The organism is Streptomyces sp. NPDC050448 (assembly GCF_040655295.1).
GTDB lineage: Bacteria > Actinomycetota > Actinomycetes > Streptomycetales > Streptomycetaceae > Streptomyces.
Genome location: NZ_JBFAJR010000016.1, coordinates 85,258 through 104,908, shown reverse-complemented (window position 1 = coordinate 104,908; position 19,651 = coordinate 85,258). Strand labels below are relative to the sequence as shown.

Here is a 19,651-nt window from a genome sequence, read left to right as displayed (position 1 = left end):
AGGGTGCGGGGCGCGGGAGCCGGCACGGGGGGTTCGTCAGGCTCCGATGAGCTTGGCGAACTTCTCTTCGTACGCGGTCTCTTCCTCACTGCTGAGGGAGCGGAAGGCGTGCGCCTTGGCCGCCATCGCCTTGTCCGGAATGATCAAGGGGTTGTCCGCGAGCCCGGGATCGATCTTCGCGAGGTCTTCCTTGACGCCTTCGACCGGGCAGACGTAGCTGATGAACGCGGCCAGCTGGGCGGCGATCGGCGGCTCGTAGTAGAAGTCGATGAGCTTCTCGGCGTTGGCCTTGTGCCGGGCGTGGGCGGGGACCAGCAGGTTGTCGCTGGAGGTGATGTAACCGGGCGCCGGGATCGCGTACTTGATGTCCGGGTTGCCGGCCTGGAGCTGGATGATGTCCCCGGCCCAGGCCAGGCAGGCGGCTATGTCGCCCTTGTCGAGGTCCGCGGTGTAGTCGTTGCCCGTGAACCGGCGGATCTGCTTGGTGTCCACGCCCTTCTGCAGCCGGCCGATGGCCCCGTCGAAATCGGCGGTGGTGAACGTCGCCGGGTCCTTGCCCTGGTCGAGCAGGGTCATGCCGACCGTGTCGCGCATCTCGGTGAGGAAGCCGACGCGGCCCTTGAGGGAGGGGTCGTCGAGCAGCTGCGTGACGGAGTCGACCTTCTTGCCGTCGGTCGCCTTCGCGTTGTACGCGATGACGGTGTCGATGCCGGTCCAGGGGTAGCTGTACGAGCGGCCCGGGTCCCAGTCGGGGCTGCGGAACTGCGGGATCAGGTTGGCGTAGGCGTGCGGGAGGTGGGAGGGGTCGAGCTTCTGCGCCCAGCCGAGCCGGATGATGCGGGCGGCGAGCCAGTCGGTGACGACGATCAGGTCGCGGCCGGTGTCCTGGCCGGCCGCGAGCTGCGGGCGGACCTTGCCGAAGAACTCGACGTTGTCGTTGATGTCCTCGGTGTACTTGACCTTGATCCCGGTCCGCTTGGTGAACTCCTCCAGCGTCGGGTGGCTCTTCTCGTCCTCGCTGGTGTCCATGTACTCGGTCCAGTTGGAGAAGTTGATCTCCTTCTCCTGGGCCGAGCGGTCGTCGGAGGCGGCGGCCGTGTCGCCCGCACGCTGGGCGGGCGGGATGCCGCAGGCGGACAGGGAGGCCAGGCCGCCGAGGGTGAGCGCTCCGACTCCGGAGGCGCGCAGCAGTGAGCGGCGGGTGAGGGCGCCGCGCCCGCTGGTGAGGCTGCGCCGCATCGCGGCGAGTTGCGCCGCCGAGAGGCGGTCGGGCTCGAACTGCTCCATGAGCTGCCCTTTCGGGATGGGTGGGCGCCGCTGGTCAGGCGGTCGGCTGCCACGCGGCGAAAGCCGCAGACGGTTAGGTGCGGTCCCCGAAGATCGTGCGGTGCCAGTCCTTGGCCGCCACCGCCGTGTTGTCGTACATCACATGCTTGACCTGCGTGTACTCCTCGAAGGAGTAGGCGCTCATGTCCTTTCCGAAGCCACTCGCCTTGTAGCCCCCGTGCGGCATCTCGCTGATGATCGGAATGTGGTCGTTGACCCAGACGCAGCCCGCCTTGATCTCGCGGGTGGCACGGTTCGCCCGGTAGACGTCGCGGCTCCAGGCGGAGGCGGCGAGTCCGTACGGGGTGTCGTTGGCCAGCTCGATGCCCTCGTCGTCGGTGTCGAAGGGCAGGACGACGAGGACCGGGCCGAAGATCTCGGACTGGACGACCTCGCTGTCCTGGGCGGCGCCGGAGACGAGGGTGGGACGGTAGTACGCGCCCTCGGCGAGCTCGCCGCCCGGGATCTCGCCGCCGGTGACGACGGTGGCGTAGCCGCGGGCGCGCTCCACGAAGCCGGCGACCCGGTCGCGCTGGGCGTGCGAGACCAGCGGGCCGAGGTCGGTGGCCCAGTCGTTGGGGTCGCCGAGGCGGACGGTCTCCATCAGCTCGGCCACGCGGGCCACGAAGGCGTCGTGCAGGGGGCGCTGGACGTACGCACGGGTGGCGGCGGTGCAGTCCTGGCCGGTGTTGATCAGGGAGGCGGCGACGGCGCCGTGGGCGGCGGCCTCCAGGTCGGCGTCGTCGAAGACCAGGAAGGGCGCCTTGCCGCCGAGCTCCAGGTGGAGCCGCTTGACGGTGGCGGTCGCGATCTCGGCGACCCGCTTGCCGACGGCGGTGGAACCCGTGAAGGAGGTCATGACGACGTCCGGGTGCCCCACCAGGTGCTCGCCCGCGTCCCGGCCGGCGCCGGTGACGATGTTGACCACGCCGTCGGGCAGGCCCGCGTCCTTGGCCGCCTGGGCGAACATCAGGGAGGTGAGCGGGGTCAGCTCGGCGGGCTTGAGGACGATCGTGTTGCCCGCGGCGATCGCCGGGAGGATCTTCCAGGCGGCCATCTGGAGCGGATAGTTCCAGGGGGCGATGGAGCCGACGACCCCGATGGCCTCGCGCCGCACGTAGGAGGTGTGGTCCCCTGAGTACTCGGCGGCCGCCTGCCCCTGGAGATGCCGCGCGGCGCCCGCGAAGAAGGCGGTGTTGTCGATGGTTCCCGGTACGTCGAACTCGGTGGACAGCTTGATCGGCTTGCCGCACTGGAGGGACTCCGCGTACGCGAAGTCCTCCGCCTGCTCGGCCAGCACGGCGGCCAGCCGGTGCAGCGTGTCCGAGCGCTCGCCGGGGGTGGCCGCGGACCAGGCCGGGAAGGCCCGCTTGGCGGCGGCGACGGCCTCGTCGACGTCCGCCGTGGAGGCGAGCTCGTACGTGAGCACCTCCTCGCCCGTCGCAGGATCGACGACGGTGTGCGACTGCCCGGAGGTACCGGCCCTCAGCTGCCCGTCGATGTACTGCGCGCCGTCTGCGAAGCGGTCCTTGACCTGGAAGCGATTACCCATGACGCTCTCACGCTCTCCGTAGCTTCAGCTCGAATTGAGTGCCGATCCTGGCAGAGGTGTTCCCCACCGCCAAGTGATTCCGTTGTTGCCTTTTGATTACGCGACGGAATCGGTCGACCATGTGTCGAGGCACACCGCGAATCCCGTACGAAGTGTCAGTGGCGACTGTCAGACTCGCGTGCATGGAGAAGATCGACAGGTTGATCGAGCAGGTCAGCCGTGGTGAGCGGGTGAAGTACCTGCCGTTCTGGGGGCACCGGCCGCGCCCGGACGGGACGCTCGGCCCGAGCTGCTTGAGCCAGTGGTGGCTGTCCCCGTTCACCGTGGGTGATGTCCGTTATGCCACGGCGGAGCACTGGATGATGGCCGGCAAGGCCCGGCTGTTCGCCGACGCCGAGGCGGAGCGCGCCGCGCTGGAGGCGAAGAGTCCGGCGGCGGCCAAGAAGGCCGGGCGACTGGTGCGCGGCTTCGACGAGTCGATATGGGAGCGGGAGCGGTTCGCGCTGGTGGTGGAGGGCAGCGTGCACAAGTTCGCGTCCACCCCCGAGCTGCGCGCGTACCTGCTGTCCACCGGGAACCGGGTGCTGGTGGAGGCGAGCCCGCTGGACCGCATCTGGGGCATCGGCCTGGCCGCGGACGACGACCGCGCGCTGAACCCGTCCCGCTGGCGCGGTCTGAACCTGCTGGGCTTCGCCCTGATGGAGGCCCGCGACCGGCTGCGAGCGGAGACGGTCTGACGCCCGCGGCCACGGAGTGAACGAGTGGCGGGCCACGAGAGCGGCGAGGCCCGCGCCGACCGGTTCTCCGCGCTCGTGCGCCGCCTCGCAGTCGAGGACGCTGCATGGACCGCCGGCCTGCCCGGCTGCCTGGCTGGCTGGCTGGCTGCGCACCGCCTCGCTGGTCGGAGCCGCCGAGTACGTCACAGCGCGGCTCGACGTCGGACCGTGGTCACCGCGCGGGACGGGGCCGAGCGGCTCGCCGCCGCGGGCATCACCGGGGAGGCGCTGGCCGGCTGGCTCCGGGGGGCCGATGGACGCGGCACGCGCCCTCGCCGCGCTGGGCGTACCCGCTGGAGCAGTCGCTCGGCCACTCGTCGGCCAACGTCCCGGCCCTGCCCGGCCGACGCTGGTCCTCGTGGACCGCTCGGGGGTCGATGTGGGCGCCCCTGTCCGACCGCTCGCAGCTCAACCGGGCGGACGCGGCGGACGTCTTCGGGACGGCTGGGGCTCGTCCCCGACGAAGTCCCGGTGTACAGCCGGAACCTGGCGGTACCGGACGGGCCACGCGCCCTCCGGGTCCGCGAACCGGCCGCCTTTCGCGCGGTCTCCCCGATCGAGGGCGGGCGGGACGCCGACCGGCCGTGGGTGGCGTGGGCCCCTGAACGGGCGGACGGACAGACGGACAGGGCCGGGACCGGGCATGCGCTGCCCGGTCCCGGCCCTGTGCTCTGTGGCCTGCGCCCTCTGCCCTGTGGCCTGTGCGTCAGACCCTCTCGCGGACCTGCGTGTGCGAGGACGGGCCGTCGAAGTCGGAACCGCTTCCCCGGTCACCGAGCAGGACACCGGCGATGACGAGCGCGATCATCAGGAGGCTGATCACGATGCCGACCGCGCCCAGGATGATGCCGGCCAGTGCCATCGGGCCGTTGTCGGCCTCGCCACGCCGCACTTTGCCGCGGCCCAGGGCGCCGAAGATGACCGCCGGGACTCCGAACAGGAGGCCCAGGTAGCAGGTGACCACACCGGTGATGCCGAGGACGAGGGCGGTGACCCCGAAGCCGTTGCTCTTCGGCGGATAGGCCGGGTACCCGGGGTATCCCTGATAGCCGGGGTACCCGGGGTAGCCGTACGTCGGCTGTGCGGGCGGCGGTCCGGGGTACGCGTAACCGCCGGGATTCGCCTGGGCCGGGTACCCGTACGCGGGCGCCGCAGCCGGTATCGGCGTAGGCGTCGGAGTCGCCCCGGGTATCTGGTCCGGCGGGATGTCCGCCCCCGGCATCCCCGCGATCGTGGGCTGGTCGTGCGCGGACGGCGAACCCGACGCGCCCTGCGTGGCCCGCGGTTTGCCGAGCTCCACCGCCGGCCGCTCAGGCGGCGCCCACGGGTCCCTCGGCTCGGGGCTCTGGTCGGTCATGCGGCGCCCCCCTCTCGTACAGCCATGCTAAGCGCTGCCGCCGACAGCGGCGGAGATGCCTACGATGAAGCCCGATCCGTCCGCATCCGCATCTCCCGGAGGCTCCCTCATGCCCGACTTGAACCCCTTCATCGCAGGGCTGCCCAAGGCGGAACTCCACGTCCACCACGTCGGCTCGGCCTCCCCCCGCATCGTCGCCGAACTCGCCTCCCGCCACCCCGACTCCAAGGTCCCCACCGACCCCGAGGCACTCGCCGACTACTTCACGTTCACCGACTTCGCGCACTTCATCGAGGTCTACCTCTCCGTCGTCGACCTGGTCCGCACCCCCGACGACGTCCGCACCCTGACTTTCGAAGTCGCCCGCGACATGGCCCGGCAGAACATCCGCTACGCCGAGCTGACCATCACCCCGTACTCCTCCACCCGCCGCGGCATCGACGAGAAGGCCTTCATGGAGGCCATCGAGGACGCCCGCAAGGCTGCCGAGGCCGAGCTCGGCGTCATCCTGCGCTGGTGCTTCGACATCCCGGGCGAGGCGGGCCTCGAGGCCGCCGCCGAGACCGCGCGCCTCGCCGTCGACCTGCGCCCGGAGGGCCTGGTCTCCTTCGGCCTCGGCGGACCCGAGATCGGCGTCCCGCGCCCGCAGTTCAAGCCGTACTTCGACGCCGCCCGGGCCGCGGGCCTGCACAGCGTGCCGCACGCCGGCGAGACCACCGGCCCGCAGACCATCTGGGACGCCATCCGCGACCTCGGCGCCGAGCGCATCGGCCACGGCACCAGCGCCACCCAGGACCCGGAGCTGCTCGCCTACCTCGCCGAGCACCGGATCGCGCTCGAGGTCTGCCCGACCTCCAACATCGCCACCCGCGCCGTGACCGACCTGGACCGGCACCCCGTCAAGGAGATGGTGCAGGCGGGCGTGCTCGTCACCATCAACAGTGACGACCCGCCGATGTTCGGCTCGGACCTCAACAACGAGTACGCGGTCGCCGCGCGGCTGCTCGACCTCGACGAGCGCGGGCTCGCGCAGCTGGCCAAGAACGCCGTCGAGGCCTCGTTCCTGGACGAAGCCGGCAAGGCGAAGCTCAGCGCGGAGATCGACACGTACACCTCCGCCTGGCTGGCGCGCTGACGGACCGTGGGGAACGCCGACAATGGCAGTCATGCGCACCCTGACGGCCGTAGGCCACCGCGGCGATCCCTACCGTGTCCGCGAGAACACCCTGCCCTCGATCCGCTCGGCCTTCGCACGCGGAGCGGACGCGGTCGAGATCGACGTACGGCTGACCCGCGACGGGGAGGCGGTCGTGCTCCACGACGAGACGCTCCAGCGGCTGTGGGGCCATGACGTGCGGCTCGATGCCGTCACGGCCCCGCAGTTGAAGGAGTTGACGGACGGTGGGGTCCCGACGCTGCGCGAGGCCCTGGCGGCGGCCGGCGCGGGCCGGGTGATGATCGACCTGCCCGGCGCGTCGCCCGAATCCGTGACGACGGTCGTCGGCCGGGTCCGGGAGTGCGGGGCGCGCGACCGTACGTACTACTGCGCGGGCCCGGACACCATGCTGGCCGTGCGTGCCGCCGATCCGGGCGCCGAGATCGCGCTGACGTGGACCACGCTGGCTCCGCCGCGCCGGGTGCTGATCGACGCGGTGGCGCCGAAGTGGCTCAACTACCGCTTCGGGCTGGTGGACCGGGAGCTGACGGACGCGCTCCACAAGGAGGGCCTGCTGGTCTCGGCCTGGACCGCGGACACCACGTGGGCGATGCGCAAGCTGATCGCGGCCGGGGTGGACTCCATCACCACCAACCGCGTGGACGCGCTGGCCGGCGTACGGGCCGGGCTCGGGGTGTCCGGCCGGTGATACGCACCCTCGGCGAGCGGATCCGGCGCGCCGATCCGCGGTGGCAGGACCTGGGGCTGACCCTGCTGGTCCAGGTGGCGACGACGATTCCGTTCGTCGTTCCCCGCGATCCACTGGAATCGCCGGCCACCTGGTCGGCGTACCTGCTGACAACGCTGGGCAATGTGCCGCTGGTGTGGCGGCGGCGGGCGCCCGTGCCCGCGATCTTCGGCATGGTCGCGGTCGGCTCGGTCTACACGCTGGCGCTGGACGGCCCCGGGCAGCCGCTGCCGTACGCCCCGTTGATCGGCGTCTACACGATGGCGCTCCTGTGCCCGGCCCGGGTGCGGATCACGATGGGCGTGACGCTGACCGGGCTGATCCTCGCCTCCGTGGCGCTCAATACCGGGACGGCCAAGGAGCTGCTGTTCGCGCTGTTCGTCTTCGCGGCGGCGTACGCCCTGGGGCGCCTCCAGTACACCCGGCAGGCCTACACGAAGGCCGTCGAGGCCCGGGCGGCGGAGCTGGAGCGGGCGAACCGGATCGAGGCGGAGCAGGCGGCGGCGCGCGAACGGGCCCGGATAGCCCGGGAGATGCACGACATCCTCTCGCACGCGGTCAGCATCATGATCGTGCAGGCGGAGGCCGGTCCGGTAGCGGTGCGCAGGGCTCCGGAGCGGGCGGAGGCGGCCTTCGACGCGATCGCCGAGACGGGCCGGGACGCGATGGCGCAGCTGCGGACCATGCTGGGCGTACTGCGGACGGACCGCGGGGGTGAGGCGGCGCCGCGCACGCCGCAGCCCGGGATCGCGGAGCTGCCCGGGCTGCTGGAGCGGGTCCGGGGCAGCGGGCCTGAGGTGGCGTACGAGCGGACGGGCGCGGTGCGCGCGCTGCCGGCGGCGCTGGAGGCGACGGTGCACCGGGTGGTGCAGGAGGCGCTGACGAACGTGGTGAAGCATGCCGGGGCGTCGGCGGTGTCCGTACGGCTGGAGTACGGGCCGGAGGCGCTCACGGTGACGGTGGTGGACGACGGGCGGGGCCCGGGAACGGGGACAGCGCCCGGCGGGCCGGCCGGCGGGCACGGTCTGATCGGGATCCGGGAGCGGGCGGCGGCGCACGGCGGCACGGCGGAGTGCGGGCCGGGGCCCGATGGCCTGGGGTTCTCGGTCCGCGTCGTCCTAGTAACCTCACCGCTGGAGGTGGGGCGTTGACGATCCGTGTGGTGGTGGCCGACGACCAGGAGCTGGTGCGCAGCGGCTTCGCGATGATCCTGGACGTGCAGGAGGACATCGAGGTCGTCGCGGAGGTGGGGGACGGCGCGGCGGCGGTGGCGGCGGTGCGGGAGCTGAGGCCGGACGTGGCGCTGCTGGACATCCGGATGCCGGTGCTCGACGGGATCGAGGCGTGCCGGACGATCTCGGCCGGGACCTCGTGCCGGACGGTGATGCTGACGACCTTCGACTCGGACGAGTACGTGTACGAGGCGTTGCACGCGGGGGCGAGCGGGTTCCTGCTGAAGGACGTGCGCCGGGACGACCTGGTGCATGCCGTACGGGTGGTGGCGGCGGGCGAGTCGCTGCTGGCGCCTTCGGTGGCGCGGCGGCTGATCGAGGAGTACACGGCGGCGACGGCGCGCCCGGCCGCGGGGGCGCTGCCCGCGCAGCGGCTGGAGGTGCTGACGGCGCGGGAGCGGGAGACGCTGCTGCATCTGGGGCGGGGGCTGTCGAATGCGGAGATCGCGGCCGCGCTGGTGGTGAGCGAGCACACGGTGAAGTCGCACGTGGGGAATGTGCTGGCGAAGCTGGGGCTGCGGGACCGGATCCAGGCGGTGATCTGCGCGTACGAGACGGGCCTGATCGCGGCCGGGGCGGGGGCCGGCTCTGGGGTATCTCCCTCTGGGGAGTGAGAGACCGGCGGTCGGATCCCTCGCGCCGGTGAGTTGTCGTACTGGTGAAGACCCCTCTTGGTGGTGATCCGCGAAGACCCCTCTGACCTGCAGCATTGAGTCATCGGGGCCGCTGGGGCCCGGATGGCTCACAGGGGGTTCCCGCCATGAAGGTCCGTACGCGCACACTGATCGGCACTGCTCTGGTCCTGGGCATCGCGGCCGGGCCGGCCGTCGCCCATGCAGCCCCGGCGCCCGGACCGGCGGCTGCGGCGTCGACCTCGCAGGCGACCGGCCCGGTGTCCGCGGGCGTCACGGCGCCGCCCGTCTACACGACCCCGCCCGACGCGGCGGCGCTGCGCAAGGCGATCGCCGGCGTCGGCCCTGACAACAAGGACGCGACGGCCGCGCTGGTCCGGGTGGGCGGTACGAGCGGCCGCTGGGTGGGCAGTTCCGGCGTGGCCGATGTCCGCACCGGCCGCGAGGCGATCGACGGCGCCCGGTTCCGGGCGGGTTCGGTGACCAAGACCTTCACGGCGGCGGTGGTGCTCCAGCTGGCCGCCGAGGGCAAGGTCGATCTGGACGAGCCGGTACAGCGGTACCTGCCGGGGCTGCTGCCGGCCGGCCCGAAGGGCTTCGAGCCCGTCAGTGTGCGGCAGTTGCTGAACTACACGAGCGGCATCCAGCCGGCCGAGGGCCCGGGGGACTCGTTCGAGGCGCAGTACGCCCACCGGTTCGACGTGGTCGACCCGCATGCGCTGATCGCAGAAGCGGTGGCGAAGGGGCCCGAGTTCCGGCCGGGCGAGAAGCAGCACTACCTCAACATCGACTACACGATCCTGGGCGTGCTGATCGAGAAGCTGACGGGGACGACGTACGAGCAGGCCCTGTCCACTCGGATCCTCAAGCCGCTGGGGCTGCACCACACTTCGATTCCGTCGCGCGGGGAGAACCGGATAGCGGGACCGCACCACCACGGCTACCAGGCGGTGGAGAAGCCCGGCGGAGGGACCTCGCTGGTGGATGTGACGGAGTGGAACTCCTCTTCCAACTGGGCTGCCGGGGACCTGATATCGACCACGGCGGACCTGGAGAAGTTCACCGGGGCCCTTTTCGGCGGCCGGGTGGTGCCGAAGGCGCAACTGGAGGAGATGTTCACGGTGCCCGTGGTGAAGGACTCCGAGTCCGGGAAGGACGCCGTGCAGACCGCTGGGATGAAGCGGTTCGTGCTGCCGGACGGCACGATGGTCTACGGCAAGACGGGCTCCCGGTACGGCTACAGCACTGTGATCGGCGGGACGCGGGACCTCTCCCGCACCCTCGTCTACTCGGTCAACGCCACGGACGCCAAGGGTCAGGACATGAACAAGGTGGCCTACGGGATCGTCGCGGCGGCCTTCGCCAAGTAGCCGTCAGGCGGGCAGCGTTTCAAGTCGCTTGATCATGCGGCGGAGCACCAGCAGGGGTATGGCCCCGAAGACTCCGAACGACATGTCGATGACGCTCCACCAGAAGGGGATGCCCCGGATGGGGCCGCAGATCAGGGCCAGGGGGATCACGCCGGCGCAGGCGATCATGCCGGCTTCGACGATCCAGATGTTGCGGACGGGGTCGCGGTGGACTCCGTAGAAGAACACCGCGATCACCAGGTGGGCGAAGGCGAGCCAGTCGGTGCCGTAGAGGAGGAAGGGGTAGTCCGCATCGGCCCGGTCCAGCCCGTCTCCCACCCGTCGCAGCCACTCGTGGGACACGAGGGAGTTGGCCCAGTGGAGCTCGCTGACCAGGGGGAAGGCCGTGAGACCGCTGAGTACGAGGCAGACGATGAACAGGATCAGCCAGGCACGGATCCGCCGCTGAAGGGCGCTTCTCTCGCTCATGGGAGGAAGCCTACGCCGGTTTCTGAACGCGTTCAGCCAAATCTATGAACATGTTCAGTTCCTGCGGCGGGACGTGATCGGTTTCCCGTCGGCGCTCAGAGACCGACGATGGCGTTCCAGCGCTGGGCGAGGGACCGGCGCTCGGCCGAGGACATGTCCCGGGCCACGACGAGCCGCTTGCGCATCTCCTCGTCGGGGAAGATCAGCGGGTTCTCGGCGAGTCGCGCGGTCCCCTTGTCGCCGGAGCCGGCCAGCACCTCGCGGGCGGCCGGGACCGGGCAGACGTATTTGACGGCGGCGGCGAGCTCGGCGGCCACCTCCGGGGCGTAGTAGTAGTCGACCAGGGCCTCGGCGTTGGCCTTGTGCCGGGCCAGGTTGGGGACGAGCAGGCTCTCCGCCCAGAGCTCGGCGCCTTCCTCCGGGACCACGAACTCGATATCGGGGTTGTCGGCCTGAAGCTGGATGGCGTCGCCGGAGTAGGCCTGGCAGGCCAGGACATCGCCCTTGCTCAGATCGGAGGTGTAGTCGTTGCCGGTGAAGCGGCGGATGTGCTGCTTCTTCACCATGCTCTCCACCTGGTCGCACATCCGGTGGAAGTCGGACTCGGTCCACCGGGTGACGTCCACGCCGTTGCCCTGCATCAGCAGGGCGAAGGACTCGTCCAGGCCGGAGAAGAGGGTGACCTTGCCCGCCAGGTCCGGGTGCCACAGGTCCTTGACGGACTTGATCTCCCGGCCCAGCGCCTTGCGGTTGTAGGCGATGCCGGTGATCCCCGACTGCCACGGAACGGTGTGGAGGCGGCCCTCGTCGAAGGCGGGTGACCGCAGCTGCGGGTCCAGATGGGCGGCGACGTTGGGCTGCGCCGACCTGTCCATCTTCTGGGCCCAGCCCAGGTGGACGAAGCGGGCGGCCATCCAGTCACTGACCACCACCAGGTCGTGGCCGGTCTCCTGGTGGTTCATCAGGGCCGGACTGACCTTGCCGAAGAACTCGTCGTTGTCGTTGATCTCCTCGGTGTACCGGACCTCGATGCCGGTCTTCTCCGAGAAGGCGTCCAGCGTGGGACGGCGCTCCCCGTCCTGCTCGTCGGTGTCGATGTACAGCGGCCAGTTGGAGAAGGCGACCCGCTTGTCCCGGCCGGATTGGTCCGGGCCTCCCCGCCGGTCCTCGGGGACGTAGGCGGCGGGCACACCACAGCCGGTGAGGGCCGCGAACAGGCCGGCGGCACCGAGGCCGCGCAGTGCCGTGCGGCGGGAGAAGGCGAGTTCAGGCATGGGCAAAGCCTCGGGGAACGAGGAGAGGGCGGGCAATAGACACATTGTCTACTGCCCGCCCTCTCAGGCTCCTTCGATGATCGATGCGATCGCCGAGAAGACCGATCAGCCGTCGAGCGAGGTCATCACGTGCTTGATGCGCGTGTAGTCCTCGAAGCCGTAGGCGGAGAGGTCCTTGCCGTAGCCGGACTTCTTGAAGCCGCCGTGGGGCATCTCGGCCACGAGCGGGATGTGGGTGTTGATCCACACACAGCCGAAGTCGAGGTTCTTGGACATCCGCATCGCACGGCCGTGGTCCTTGGTCCACACGGAGGAGGCGAGGGCGAACTCGACGCCGTTCGCGTACTCCAGCGCCTGGGCCTCGTCCGTGAAGGACTGGACGGTGATGACGGGGCCGAAGACCTCGTTCTGGATGATCTCGTCGTCCTGCTTGAGGCCCGAGACCACGGTCGGGGCGTAGAAGTAGCCCTTCTCGCCGACCTGGTGGCCACCCGCCTCGACCTTGGCGTGCGCCGGGAGTCGCTCGATGAAGCCCGCGACCTGCTTGAGCTGGTTCGGGTTGTTCAGCGGGCCGTAGAGCACGTCCTCGTCGTCCGGCTGGCCGGTCTTGGTGTCGGCGGCGGCCTTGGCGAGGGCGCTCACGAACTCGTCGTGGATGGACTCGTGCACGAGCACGCGGGTCGCGGCGGTGCAGTCCTGGCCGGCGTTGAAGTAGCCGGCGACCGCGATGTCCTCGACGGCCTTGGCGATGTCGGCGTCCTCGAAGACCACGACCGGGGCCTTGCCGCCGAGCTCCAGGTGGACGCGCTTGACGTCCTTCGAGGCGCTCTCGGCGACCTGCATGCCGGCGCGCACCGAGCCGGTGATGGAGGCCATCGCCGGGGTGGAGTGCTCGACCATGGCCTTGCCGGTCTCGCGGTCGCCGCACACGACGTTGAAGACGCCCTTGGGCAGGATCGAGTCGATGATCTCGGCCATCAGGACGGTGGAGGCCGGGGTGGTGTCCGAGGGCTTGAGCACCACGGTGTTGCCCGCGGCGATGGCCGGGGCGAACTTCCACACGGCCATCATCATCGGGTAGTTCCACGGCGCGACCTGGGCGCATACGCCGACCGGCTCACGGCGGATGATCGAGGTCATCCCGTCCATGTACTCGCCGGCCGAGCGGCCCTCGAGGAGGCGGGCCGCACCCGCGAAGAAGCGGATCTGGTCCACCATCGGCGGCAGCTCCTCGCTGGCCGTGAGGCCCAGCGGCTTGCCGGTGTTCTCCGACTCGGCTGCCACGAGCTCGTCCGCGCGCGCCTCGAAGGCGTCCGCGATCTTGAGCAGGGCCTTCTGCCGCTCGGAGGGGGTGGTGTCGCGCCAGCCGGGGAAGGCGGCTGCGGCAGCGGCCATGGCGGCGTCGACATCGCCCTGGCCGGAGAGCGGGGCGGTGGCGTACACGTCGCCGGTGGCGGGGTTGACCACCTCGGTGGTCCGCCCGTCGGCGGCGTCCTTGAACTCTCCGCCGATGTAGTTGCGCAGACGACGCAGTTCGGTGGTCACTCCAGCCACACTCCTGATCACATGTCCAACGATTGAGACGAATACCAAGCCTAGCCCCTACGCGGACGCTTTCGACAGGGCCGGACGCCACCAACTACGAAATCAGTGATATCTGGGTCGCCAGACAACGGATTTCATCGATTCCGTCTTGCGGAACAGACGACTCCTCGTGCAGAGTGAGGTCGTGGTCAGTCGAAACGCAGATTCCAGGAACAGACAACCGTCCCCTTCGGTCGATGCTGTGTCCCTGGCGATCATCGAGCAACTGCAGGAGGACGGTCGCCGCCCCTACGCAGCGATCGGCAAGGCCGTCGGCCTGTCGGAGGCGGCGGTGCGCCAGCGCGTCCAGAAGCTGCTCGACCAGGGCGTCATGCAGATCGTCGCCGTCACCGACCCGCTCACCGTGGGCCTGCGACGCCAGGCCATGGTCGGCATCAACGTCGAGGGAGACCTCGACCCGGTGGCCGACGCACTGACTCAGATGGCCGAGTGTGAGTACGTGGTGATGACCGCGGGCTCGTTCGACCTGATGGTGGAGATCGTCTGCGAGGACGACGACCACTTGCTGGAGACGATCAACAAGAAGATCCGCGCGCTCCCCGGCGTGCGATCAACCGAAAGCTTCGTTTATCTGAAGCTGAAGAAGCAGACCTACATGTGGGGAACTCGATAGCCCGTGAGCCAGGACCTCTCCAAGACCGCGTACGACCACCTGTGGATGCACTTCACCCGCATGTCGTCGTACGAGAACTCCCCCGTCCCCACCATCGTTCGGGGTGAGGGAACCTACATCTTCGACGACAAGGGCAAGCGCTACCTGGACGGTCTCGCCGGACTGTTCGTGGTCAACGCCGGTCACGGCCGCAAGGAACTGGCCGAGGTCGCCTACAAGCAGGCCCAGGAACTCGCGTTCTTCCCCATCTGGTCGTACGCACACCCCAAGGCCGTCGAGCTCGCCGAGCGCCTCGCCGGCTACGCCCCCGGCGACCTGAACAAGGTCTTCTTCACCACCGGCGGCGGCGAGGCCGTCGAGACCGCCTGGAAGCTCGCCAAGCAGTACTTCAAGCTGCAGGGCAAGCACACCAAGTACAAGGTCATCTCCCGCGCGGTCGCCTACCACGGCACCCCCCAGGGCGCGCTGTCCATCACCGGCCTGCCCGCCCTGAAGGCCCCCTTCGAGCCGCTGGTCCCCGGCGCGCACAAGGTGCCGAACACCAACATCTACCGCGCCCCGATCTACGGCGACGACCCCGAGGCCTTCGGCCGCTGGTGCGCCGACCAGATCGAGCAGGAGATCCTCTTCGAGGGCGCCGACACCGTCGCCGCCGTCTTCCTCGAGCCGGTGCAGAACGCCGGCGGCTGCTTCCCGCCGCCGCCCGGGTACTTCCAGCGGGTCCGCGAGATCTGCGACGAATACGACGTGCTCCTCGTCTCCGACGAGACGATCTGCGCCTTCGGCCGCCTCGGCACGATGTTCGCCTGTGACAAGTTCGACTACGTCCCGGACATGATCACCTGCGCCAAGGGCATGACCTCGGGCTACTCCCCGATCGGTGCCTGCATCGTCTCGGACCGCATCGCCGAGCCGTTCTACAAGGGCGACAACACCTTCCTGCACGGCTACACCTTCGGCGGGCACCCGGTGTCCTCCGCGGTGGCGCTCGCCAACCTCGACATCTTCGACAAGGAAGGCCTCAACCAGCACGTGCTGGACAACGAGGACGCCTTCTTCTCGACGCTGAAGAAGCTGCACGACCTGCCGATCGTCGGCGACGTCCGCGGCAACGGCTTCTTCTACGGCATCGAGCTCGTCAAGGACAAGGTCACCAAGGAGTCCTTCACCGACGAGGAGACCGAGCGCGTGCTCTACGGCTTCCTCTCCAAGGCGCTCTTCGAGAACGGCCTGTACTGCCGTGCCGACGACCGTGGCGACCCGGTCATCCAGCTGGCCCCGCCGCTGATCGCGGACCAGGGCACCTTCGACGAGATCGAAGGCATCCTGCGCTCGGTGCTCACCGAGGCGTGGACCAAGCTGTAAAGAGCAGTAAATAGTCCGAACCACACGGCCCGGATCCTCCGTTCGAGTGAGAACGCGGGGGTCCGGGCCGTGTGCTGTCACCATCCAAGCCGTTCATCTCTTTACATCTCAGTGTGGCGCCAGTGACCGAACCGGCTCCGCTTCGTTCCCCCGGACGGAGGTGTACGCCATGGTGGCTCCACCGGACAACGCCCCACCGGACAATGACGTCCTCTGGGCTCGGTCCGTTCACTACTCCCACAGCGGTTCACCCGGCCTCATCGGGGTCTCGGTCGGCGTCCGCGAGGGCGAGATCCTGGCCCTGACCGGCCCGCGCGGCAGCGGGAAGACCACCCTGCTGCGCTGCCTGGCCGGACACGTGGTGCCCGAACAGGGCGAGATCTGGTTCAACAGCGTGCCCGTCCACACCCTGGGCGCCCTCGCCCGCGAACGGATGCGCCGCGACCGGTTCGGCTGGATCGGCCCCGATCCCCTGCTGCTGCCCGAGCTCAAGGTGTGGGAGAACGCGGCCCTGCCCCTGCTGATCGCCGGCGCCTCCCACCGCACCGCCAAGGCCGCCGCCTGCGAATGGCTGGACCGCCTCGACGTCGGCGGCTTCGCCCGCAAGCGCCCCGGCGCCCTGACCCGCGCCGAATCCCAGCGGGTCGCCCTCGCCCGGGCCCTCGTCAACGAGCCCGCAGTGGTGTTCGCCGACGAGCCCACCGCCCCGCTGCACCGCGCCGAGCGCGCCCTGCTGCTCCGTGCGCTCACCACCGCGGCCCGCTCGCACGAGATCACCGTGCTGCTGGCCACCCACGACGAGGAGACCGCCGCCGTCGCCGACCGCCGGGTCGCGCTGCTCGACGGCCGCCCCGCCGGGACCGCGGCCGCCATCGGCGCTGCCACCGGCGCGGGCGGCGTGGGCGGTCCGTCCGACGAGACCCCGGAGGGCCAGGCCGCGTGCTCGCTCTCCGCCTAGCCCGCGGCTCCCGCCCGCTCGTCCAGCTGCGCCGACTGCTGGTCGCAGCCGCCTGCGCCGGCACCGGATTCCTCCTGCTGTACGTGCTCGCCGAGGCCACCGCCCGGCCTGCCGGATCGTTCCCGCGCCTGCTGTGGGCCCTGGTCCCGCTCGCCGTCACCGCACAGTTCGCGGTCGCCGTCGCCCGGACCGACCCCGCGACCCGGCCCCGGGAAGGGATGGACGCCGTCGGGCTGGGCCCCGTACGGCTCACCCTCGTCGCGGCGGTCTCCACCGCCGTCTCGTGCACCCTGGGCAGCGCCCTGGCCCTGGCCGCCTTCCTCCACCTGCGGGGCGACCTCGCCGGCCTGCCCTTCGACGGAGCCGGGGCCGGACTGCTACACGCCGACCGGCCGCTGCCCCTGACGGCCGCCCTCACCCTGCTGGCCCTGGTCCCGCTGGCCGCCTCCGCCGCCACGGCCCTCGCCCTGCGCCCGCACCCGCCGCTGGCCCCGCAGACCGGCCTGCCCTGGGGCATCGCGCTCACCGCCTGCGGACTGGCGGTCGAGGCGTACGCGGGCCTCGGCGGCACCGGGTTGCCGGCCGGCTGGGCACTCACCGCCGTCGGGCTCTCCCTCGCCGGCCCGGGGCTGGCCTACGCCTGCGGCACCCTGGTGCAGGCGGTCCGGCCGGGTGCCATGCGGCTGCTGGCCGGACGGATCCTCCAGGAGGAGGCGCCCCGGCTGGGCCGCCCGCTCGGGCTGCTGTGCGCGGTCGGCGCGGGCGCCCTCACCGCCGCGGCCCTGCGCGAGCGGGGCGGCCTCCCCCTCCCGCTGGGCCCGCTGACCGGGCCGGCCTGCGCCCTGGTGGTGCTGTGCGCGGCCGCGACCCTGCTCACCTGTGCCGCGGAGATCCGCCAGGGCCGGTCCGCCACCCGCGAGACCCTGCGCGACCTCGGCACTCCGGGCACCGTCCTGCGCGCGGCCGTGACCTTGCGGGCCACCGCGCTGGTGGCCGTGTGCGTACCGGTCGTGTGGGGTGTGGCACAGCTGACCTCTCTGGCATTGACCCGCTGACCCGGGCAGCCCTTAGTGTGGGCCGAATGGTCAACGCAGACATCGAGATCGAGACGCTCGCCGAATTCGACCAGGTCGTGGCCCGCGGCTCGCTCAACGGCTACCGGATCCAGTCGGTCAACCTGCTGGAGCGCACGTTCGCCCTGCTGTCCGCCGACACCTCCGCGGCCGTCTTCCTGGGCTGCGCGATGGAGCCCGACGCCTCGGCCAAGGTGCGCGCGGACGGCGCGCTGGTCTTCCCGCCGGTGCCGGACCTGCCCTACAACCCGTACCGCGGCCTGCTGTACACCGCGGACGAGCTGTTCGCGGGGCTGGCCGCCGGCTACGAGGCCACCCCGGACGCCGAGTCGTACGCCTGGTTCCAGGAGACCAAGGCGGACGGCGACGTCCTCGCCTCGATGCTGCGGTCCATCCACGACGACGCGATCTCCGACGCCCTCGACGAGCACCTCGCCGGCGCCCGGGTGGTCGGCGTCATGGGCGGCCACGCGATGGCCCGCGGTGGCCTGGACTACCGGGGCGCGGCGGAGCTCGGCCGGGAGCTGACCCGGTCCGGGCTGACGGTGGCCACCGGCGGCGGCCCCGGCGCGATGGAGGCGGCCAACCTGGGCGCCTACCTGGCGCCCGCCCCGGACGAGGCCCTTGCGGAGGCCCTGGAGATCCTGGCCAAGGCCCCGTCCTTCACGCCCTCGGTGTCCGACTGGGCGCAGGCGGCGTTCGCCGTACGGGACCGCTGGCCCGGCGGCGGCGACTCGGTGGGGATCCCCACCTGGTTCTACGGGCACGAGCCGCCGAACGCCTTCGCCGGCCACGTCGCCAAGTACTTCGCGAACGCCACCCGGGAGGACGGACTGCTCGCCCGGTCCAACGCGGGCGTCGTCTTCCTGCCGGGCGCCGCGGGCACCCTGCAGGAGATCTTCGACAACGCCACGCCGAACTACTACGGGTCGCGGGGCGAGCCGACCCCGATGGTGCTGGTCGGGCGTAGGCACTGGACCGAGCACCTGCCGGCGTGGCCGCTGCTCCAGGCGCTGGCGCGCGGGCGTGCGATGGAGTCCCGGATCGCGCTGGTCGACTCGGTGGACGAGGTGCCCGCCGTGCTCGCCTCGATGCCGTGCCCGCCGCGATGAAGTGAGGGCCGCGATGAAGTGAGGGCCGGCCCGAGGCAACTTCCCGGCCCGATCCCACGTCTGCCATAGGTAATCAAAGTGCAAAACCCTGCCAGACGTGAACGGAGCCCTCGGTGCTCATAGGCCTGCTGACCGCGATCGCGGCGTCCATCTGCTACGGGACGGGGTCCGTCCTGCAAGCCGTGGGCTCACGACGGGCGGCCCGGACGTCCCCGGCCGCCGCCGGGGTGACCGCGCACGGCGGCCCGAACCTCTCGTCCACCGCCAAGGCGGCGATGACGTGGGAGTTCATCGTCGGCACCGTCCTGGACTTCGTGGGCTTCGGGCTGGGCGCGCTCGCCGCCCGGCTGCTGCCCCTCTTCCTCTCCCAGACCGTGATCAGCGCCAACCTGGTGATCACGGCCGTGCTCAGCGTGAAGATGCTGGGCATCCGGCTGCCCCGGAAGGAATGGACCTCGATCGGCGTCGTCTGCGCGGCGCTGGTGCTGCTGGCGACGGCGGCGGGCCACGAGGGCGGCCACCACGCCCCGATGTCCACGCACTGGTGGCTGTTCGCCGTGACCCTGTTGATCATCGCGGGCGGCACGGTGGCCGTCCGCCTCCTGGGTGCCCGGGCCGCGATCCTGGCGGGCCTGCTGTCGGGCCTGGCCTTCGGCGCGCTGGGCGTGGGCGTGCGGATCCTCGACGGCATCGACCCGTTCGACCTGGGCACGCTCCTCGCCGACCCGGCCCTCTATGCCATCCTGCTGGCCGGGATCGGCGGCATGTACCTGCACACGGTCGCCCTCCAGATCGGCTCGGTGAACGGCGCGACGGCCGCGCTGGTGGTCGGCGAGACCGTCCTGCCGGGTGCGATCGGCGTCCTGTGGCTGGGCGACGCCTCCCGGCCGGGCCTGGCGTGGCTGGCGGTCCTCGGCTTCGTCCTTGCCGTGACCGGCGCCGTGGCCGTCGCCTGGTACGGCAACCACGACGGTGCCGAGGCCTCTTCGGAATATCAGACTCCGGTCCCCGTCGCCTGACCCGCCCCGCGCTGC

18 protein-coding genes and 1 pseudogene are annotated in these 19,651 nt (G+C 70.9%); 13 read left to right on the top strand and 6 right to left on the bottom strand.

What is annotated here, in order from left to right; translation table 11 throughout:
- Window positions 1-36: 36 nt before the first annotated feature.
- Window positions 37-1,287 (bottom strand): spermidine/putrescine ABC transporter substrate-binding protein, encoded by a 1,251-nt coding sequence (locus AB0I68_RS20500; RefSeq protein ID WP_363178747.1) that lies wholly within the window; start codon window positions 1,285-1,287, stop codon window positions 37-39.
- Between the two features lie 73 nt (window positions 1,288-1,360).
- Window positions 1,361-2,878, bottom strand: coding sequence for a gamma-aminobutyraldehyde dehydrogenase (locus tag AB0I68_RS20495; RefSeq protein WP_363178746.1), 1,518 nt, complete (start codon window positions 2,876-2,878; stop codon window positions 1,361-1,363).
- 182 nt (window positions 2,879-3,060) lie between these two features.
- Between AB0I68_RS20495 and AB0I68_RS20490 the strand changes: the two genes are divergently transcribed.
- Window positions 3,061-3,615, top strand: a complete 555-nt coding sequence (locus tag AB0I68_RS20490) for an NADAR family protein (RefSeq protein ID WP_363178745.1) — start codon at window positions 3,061-3,063, stop codon at window positions 3,613-3,615.
- Between the two features lie 192 nt (window positions 3,616-3,807).
- Window positions 3,808-4,106 (top strand): annotated as a pseudogene (locus tag AB0I68_RS20485) (hypothetical protein); the annotation flags it as partial.
- Between the two features lie 254 nt (window positions 4,107-4,360).
- On the opposite strand, the gene AB0I68_RS20480 reads toward AB0I68_RS20485, so the two are convergent.
- A complete protein-coding gene (locus tag AB0I68_RS20480) occupies window positions 4,361-5,011 on the bottom strand; it encodes a DUF4190 domain-containing protein (protein ID WP_363178744.1) in 651 nt (216 codons plus the stop codon).
- Window positions 5,012-5,120: 109 nt separating this feature from the next.
- Between AB0I68_RS20480 and AB0I68_RS20475 the strand changes: the two genes are divergently transcribed.
- From AB0I68_RS20475 to AB0I68_RS20455, 5 genes are all read left to right on the top strand, one after another.
- A complete protein-coding gene (locus AB0I68_RS20475; protein WP_363178743.1) occupies window positions 5,121-6,146 on the top strand; it encodes an adenosine deaminase in 1,026 nt (341 codons plus the stop codon).
- Between the two features lie 22 nt (window positions 6,147-6,168).
- A complete protein-coding gene (locus AB0I68_RS20470; RefSeq protein ID WP_363178742.1) occupies window positions 6,169-6,876 on the top strand; it encodes a glycerophosphodiester phosphodiesterase in 708 nt (235 codons plus the stop codon).
- A complete protein-coding gene (locus AB0I68_RS20465) occupies window positions 6,873-8,066 on the top strand; it encodes a histidine kinase (protein ID WP_363178741.1) in 1,194 nt (397 codons plus the stop codon). The genes AB0I68_RS20470 and AB0I68_RS20465 overlap by 4 nt, the downstream gene beginning before the upstream one ends.
- The gene (locus AB0I68_RS20460; protein ID WP_363178740.1) at window positions 8,063-8,761 is read left to right on the top strand and encodes a response regulator transcription factor; all 699 of its coding nucleotides are present in this window, start codon (window positions 8,063-8,065) and stop codon (window positions 8,759-8,761) included. The genes AB0I68_RS20465 and AB0I68_RS20460 overlap by 4 nt, the downstream gene beginning before the upstream one ends.
- A gap of 146 nt (window positions 8,762-8,907) precedes the next feature.
- Complete coding sequence (locus AB0I68_RS20455; protein WP_363178739.1) at window positions 8,908-10,149, top strand: serine hydrolase domain-containing protein; 1,242 nt, start codon at window positions 8,908-8,910, stop codon at window positions 10,147-10,149.
- Window positions 10,150-10,152: 3 nt separating this feature from the next.
- On the opposite strand, the gene AB0I68_RS20450 is transcribed toward AB0I68_RS20455, so the two are convergent.
- The 3 genes from AB0I68_RS20450 to AB0I68_RS20440 all read right to left on the bottom strand — a co-directional run bounded on the left by AB0I68_RS20450 (window position 10,153) and on the right by AB0I68_RS20440 (window position 13,436).
- Window positions 10,153-10,617 carry a hypothetical protein gene (locus AB0I68_RS20450; protein ID WP_363178738.1) on the bottom strand — a complete coding sequence of 155 codons (465 nt, stop codon included), beginning with the start codon at window positions 10,615-10,617 and terminating at the stop codon, window positions 10,153-10,155.
- 95 nt (window positions 10,618-10,712) lie between these two features.
- Window positions 10,713-11,891, bottom strand: coding sequence for a spermidine/putrescine ABC transporter substrate-binding protein (locus AB0I68_RS20445; RefSeq protein WP_363178737.1), 1,179 nt, complete (start codon window positions 11,889-11,891; stop codon window positions 10,713-10,715).
- Between the two features lie 105 nt (window positions 11,892-11,996).
- Entirely contained in the window at window positions 11,997-13,436 is a 1,440-nt protein-coding gene (locus AB0I68_RS20440) for a gamma-aminobutyraldehyde dehydrogenase (RefSeq protein WP_363178736.1), read from the bottom strand.
- Window positions 13,437-13,605: 169 nt separating this feature from the next.
- On the opposite strand from AB0I68_RS20440, the gene AB0I68_RS20435 reads away from it, so the two are divergent.
- From AB0I68_RS20435 to AB0I68_RS20410, 6 genes are all read left to right on the top strand, one after another.
- The gene (locus AB0I68_RS20435; RefSeq protein WP_363178735.1) at window positions 13,606-14,109 is read left to right on the top strand and encodes an Lrp/AsnC family transcriptional regulator; all 504 of its coding nucleotides are present in this window, start codon (window positions 13,606-13,608) and stop codon (window positions 14,107-14,109) included.
- Between the two features lie 3 nt (window positions 14,110-14,112).
- Window positions 14,113-15,474, top strand: a complete 1,362-nt coding sequence (locus AB0I68_RS20430; RefSeq protein ID WP_363178734.1) for an aspartate aminotransferase family protein — start codon at window positions 14,113-14,115, stop codon at window positions 15,472-15,474.
- A 169-nt stretch (window positions 15,475-15,643) separates the two neighbouring features.
- Window positions 15,644-16,432, top strand: coding sequence for an ATP-binding cassette domain-containing protein (locus tag AB0I68_RS20425; RefSeq protein WP_363178733.1), 789 nt, complete (start codon window positions 15,644-15,646; stop codon window positions 16,430-16,432).
- Window positions 16,414-17,487, top strand: coding sequence for a hypothetical protein (locus AB0I68_RS20420; RefSeq protein ID WP_363178732.1), 1,074 nt, complete (start codon window positions 16,414-16,416; stop codon window positions 17,485-17,487). Before AB0I68_RS20425 ends, AB0I68_RS20420 begins: the two co-directional genes overlap by 19 nt.
- Window positions 17,488-17,513: 26 nt before the next feature.
- On the top strand, window positions 17,514-18,617 hold the full coding sequence (locus tag AB0I68_RS20415; protein ID WP_363178731.1) for an LOG family protein: 1,104 nt from the start codon (window positions 17,514-17,516) through the stop codon (window positions 18,615-18,617).
- Between the two features lie 113 nt (window positions 18,618-18,730).
- A complete protein-coding gene (locus AB0I68_RS20410) occupies window positions 18,731-19,636 on the top strand; it encodes a hypothetical protein (RefSeq protein WP_363178730.1) in 906 nt (301 codons plus the stop codon).
- The last annotated feature ends 15 nt before the right edge of the window (window positions 19,637-19,651 follow it).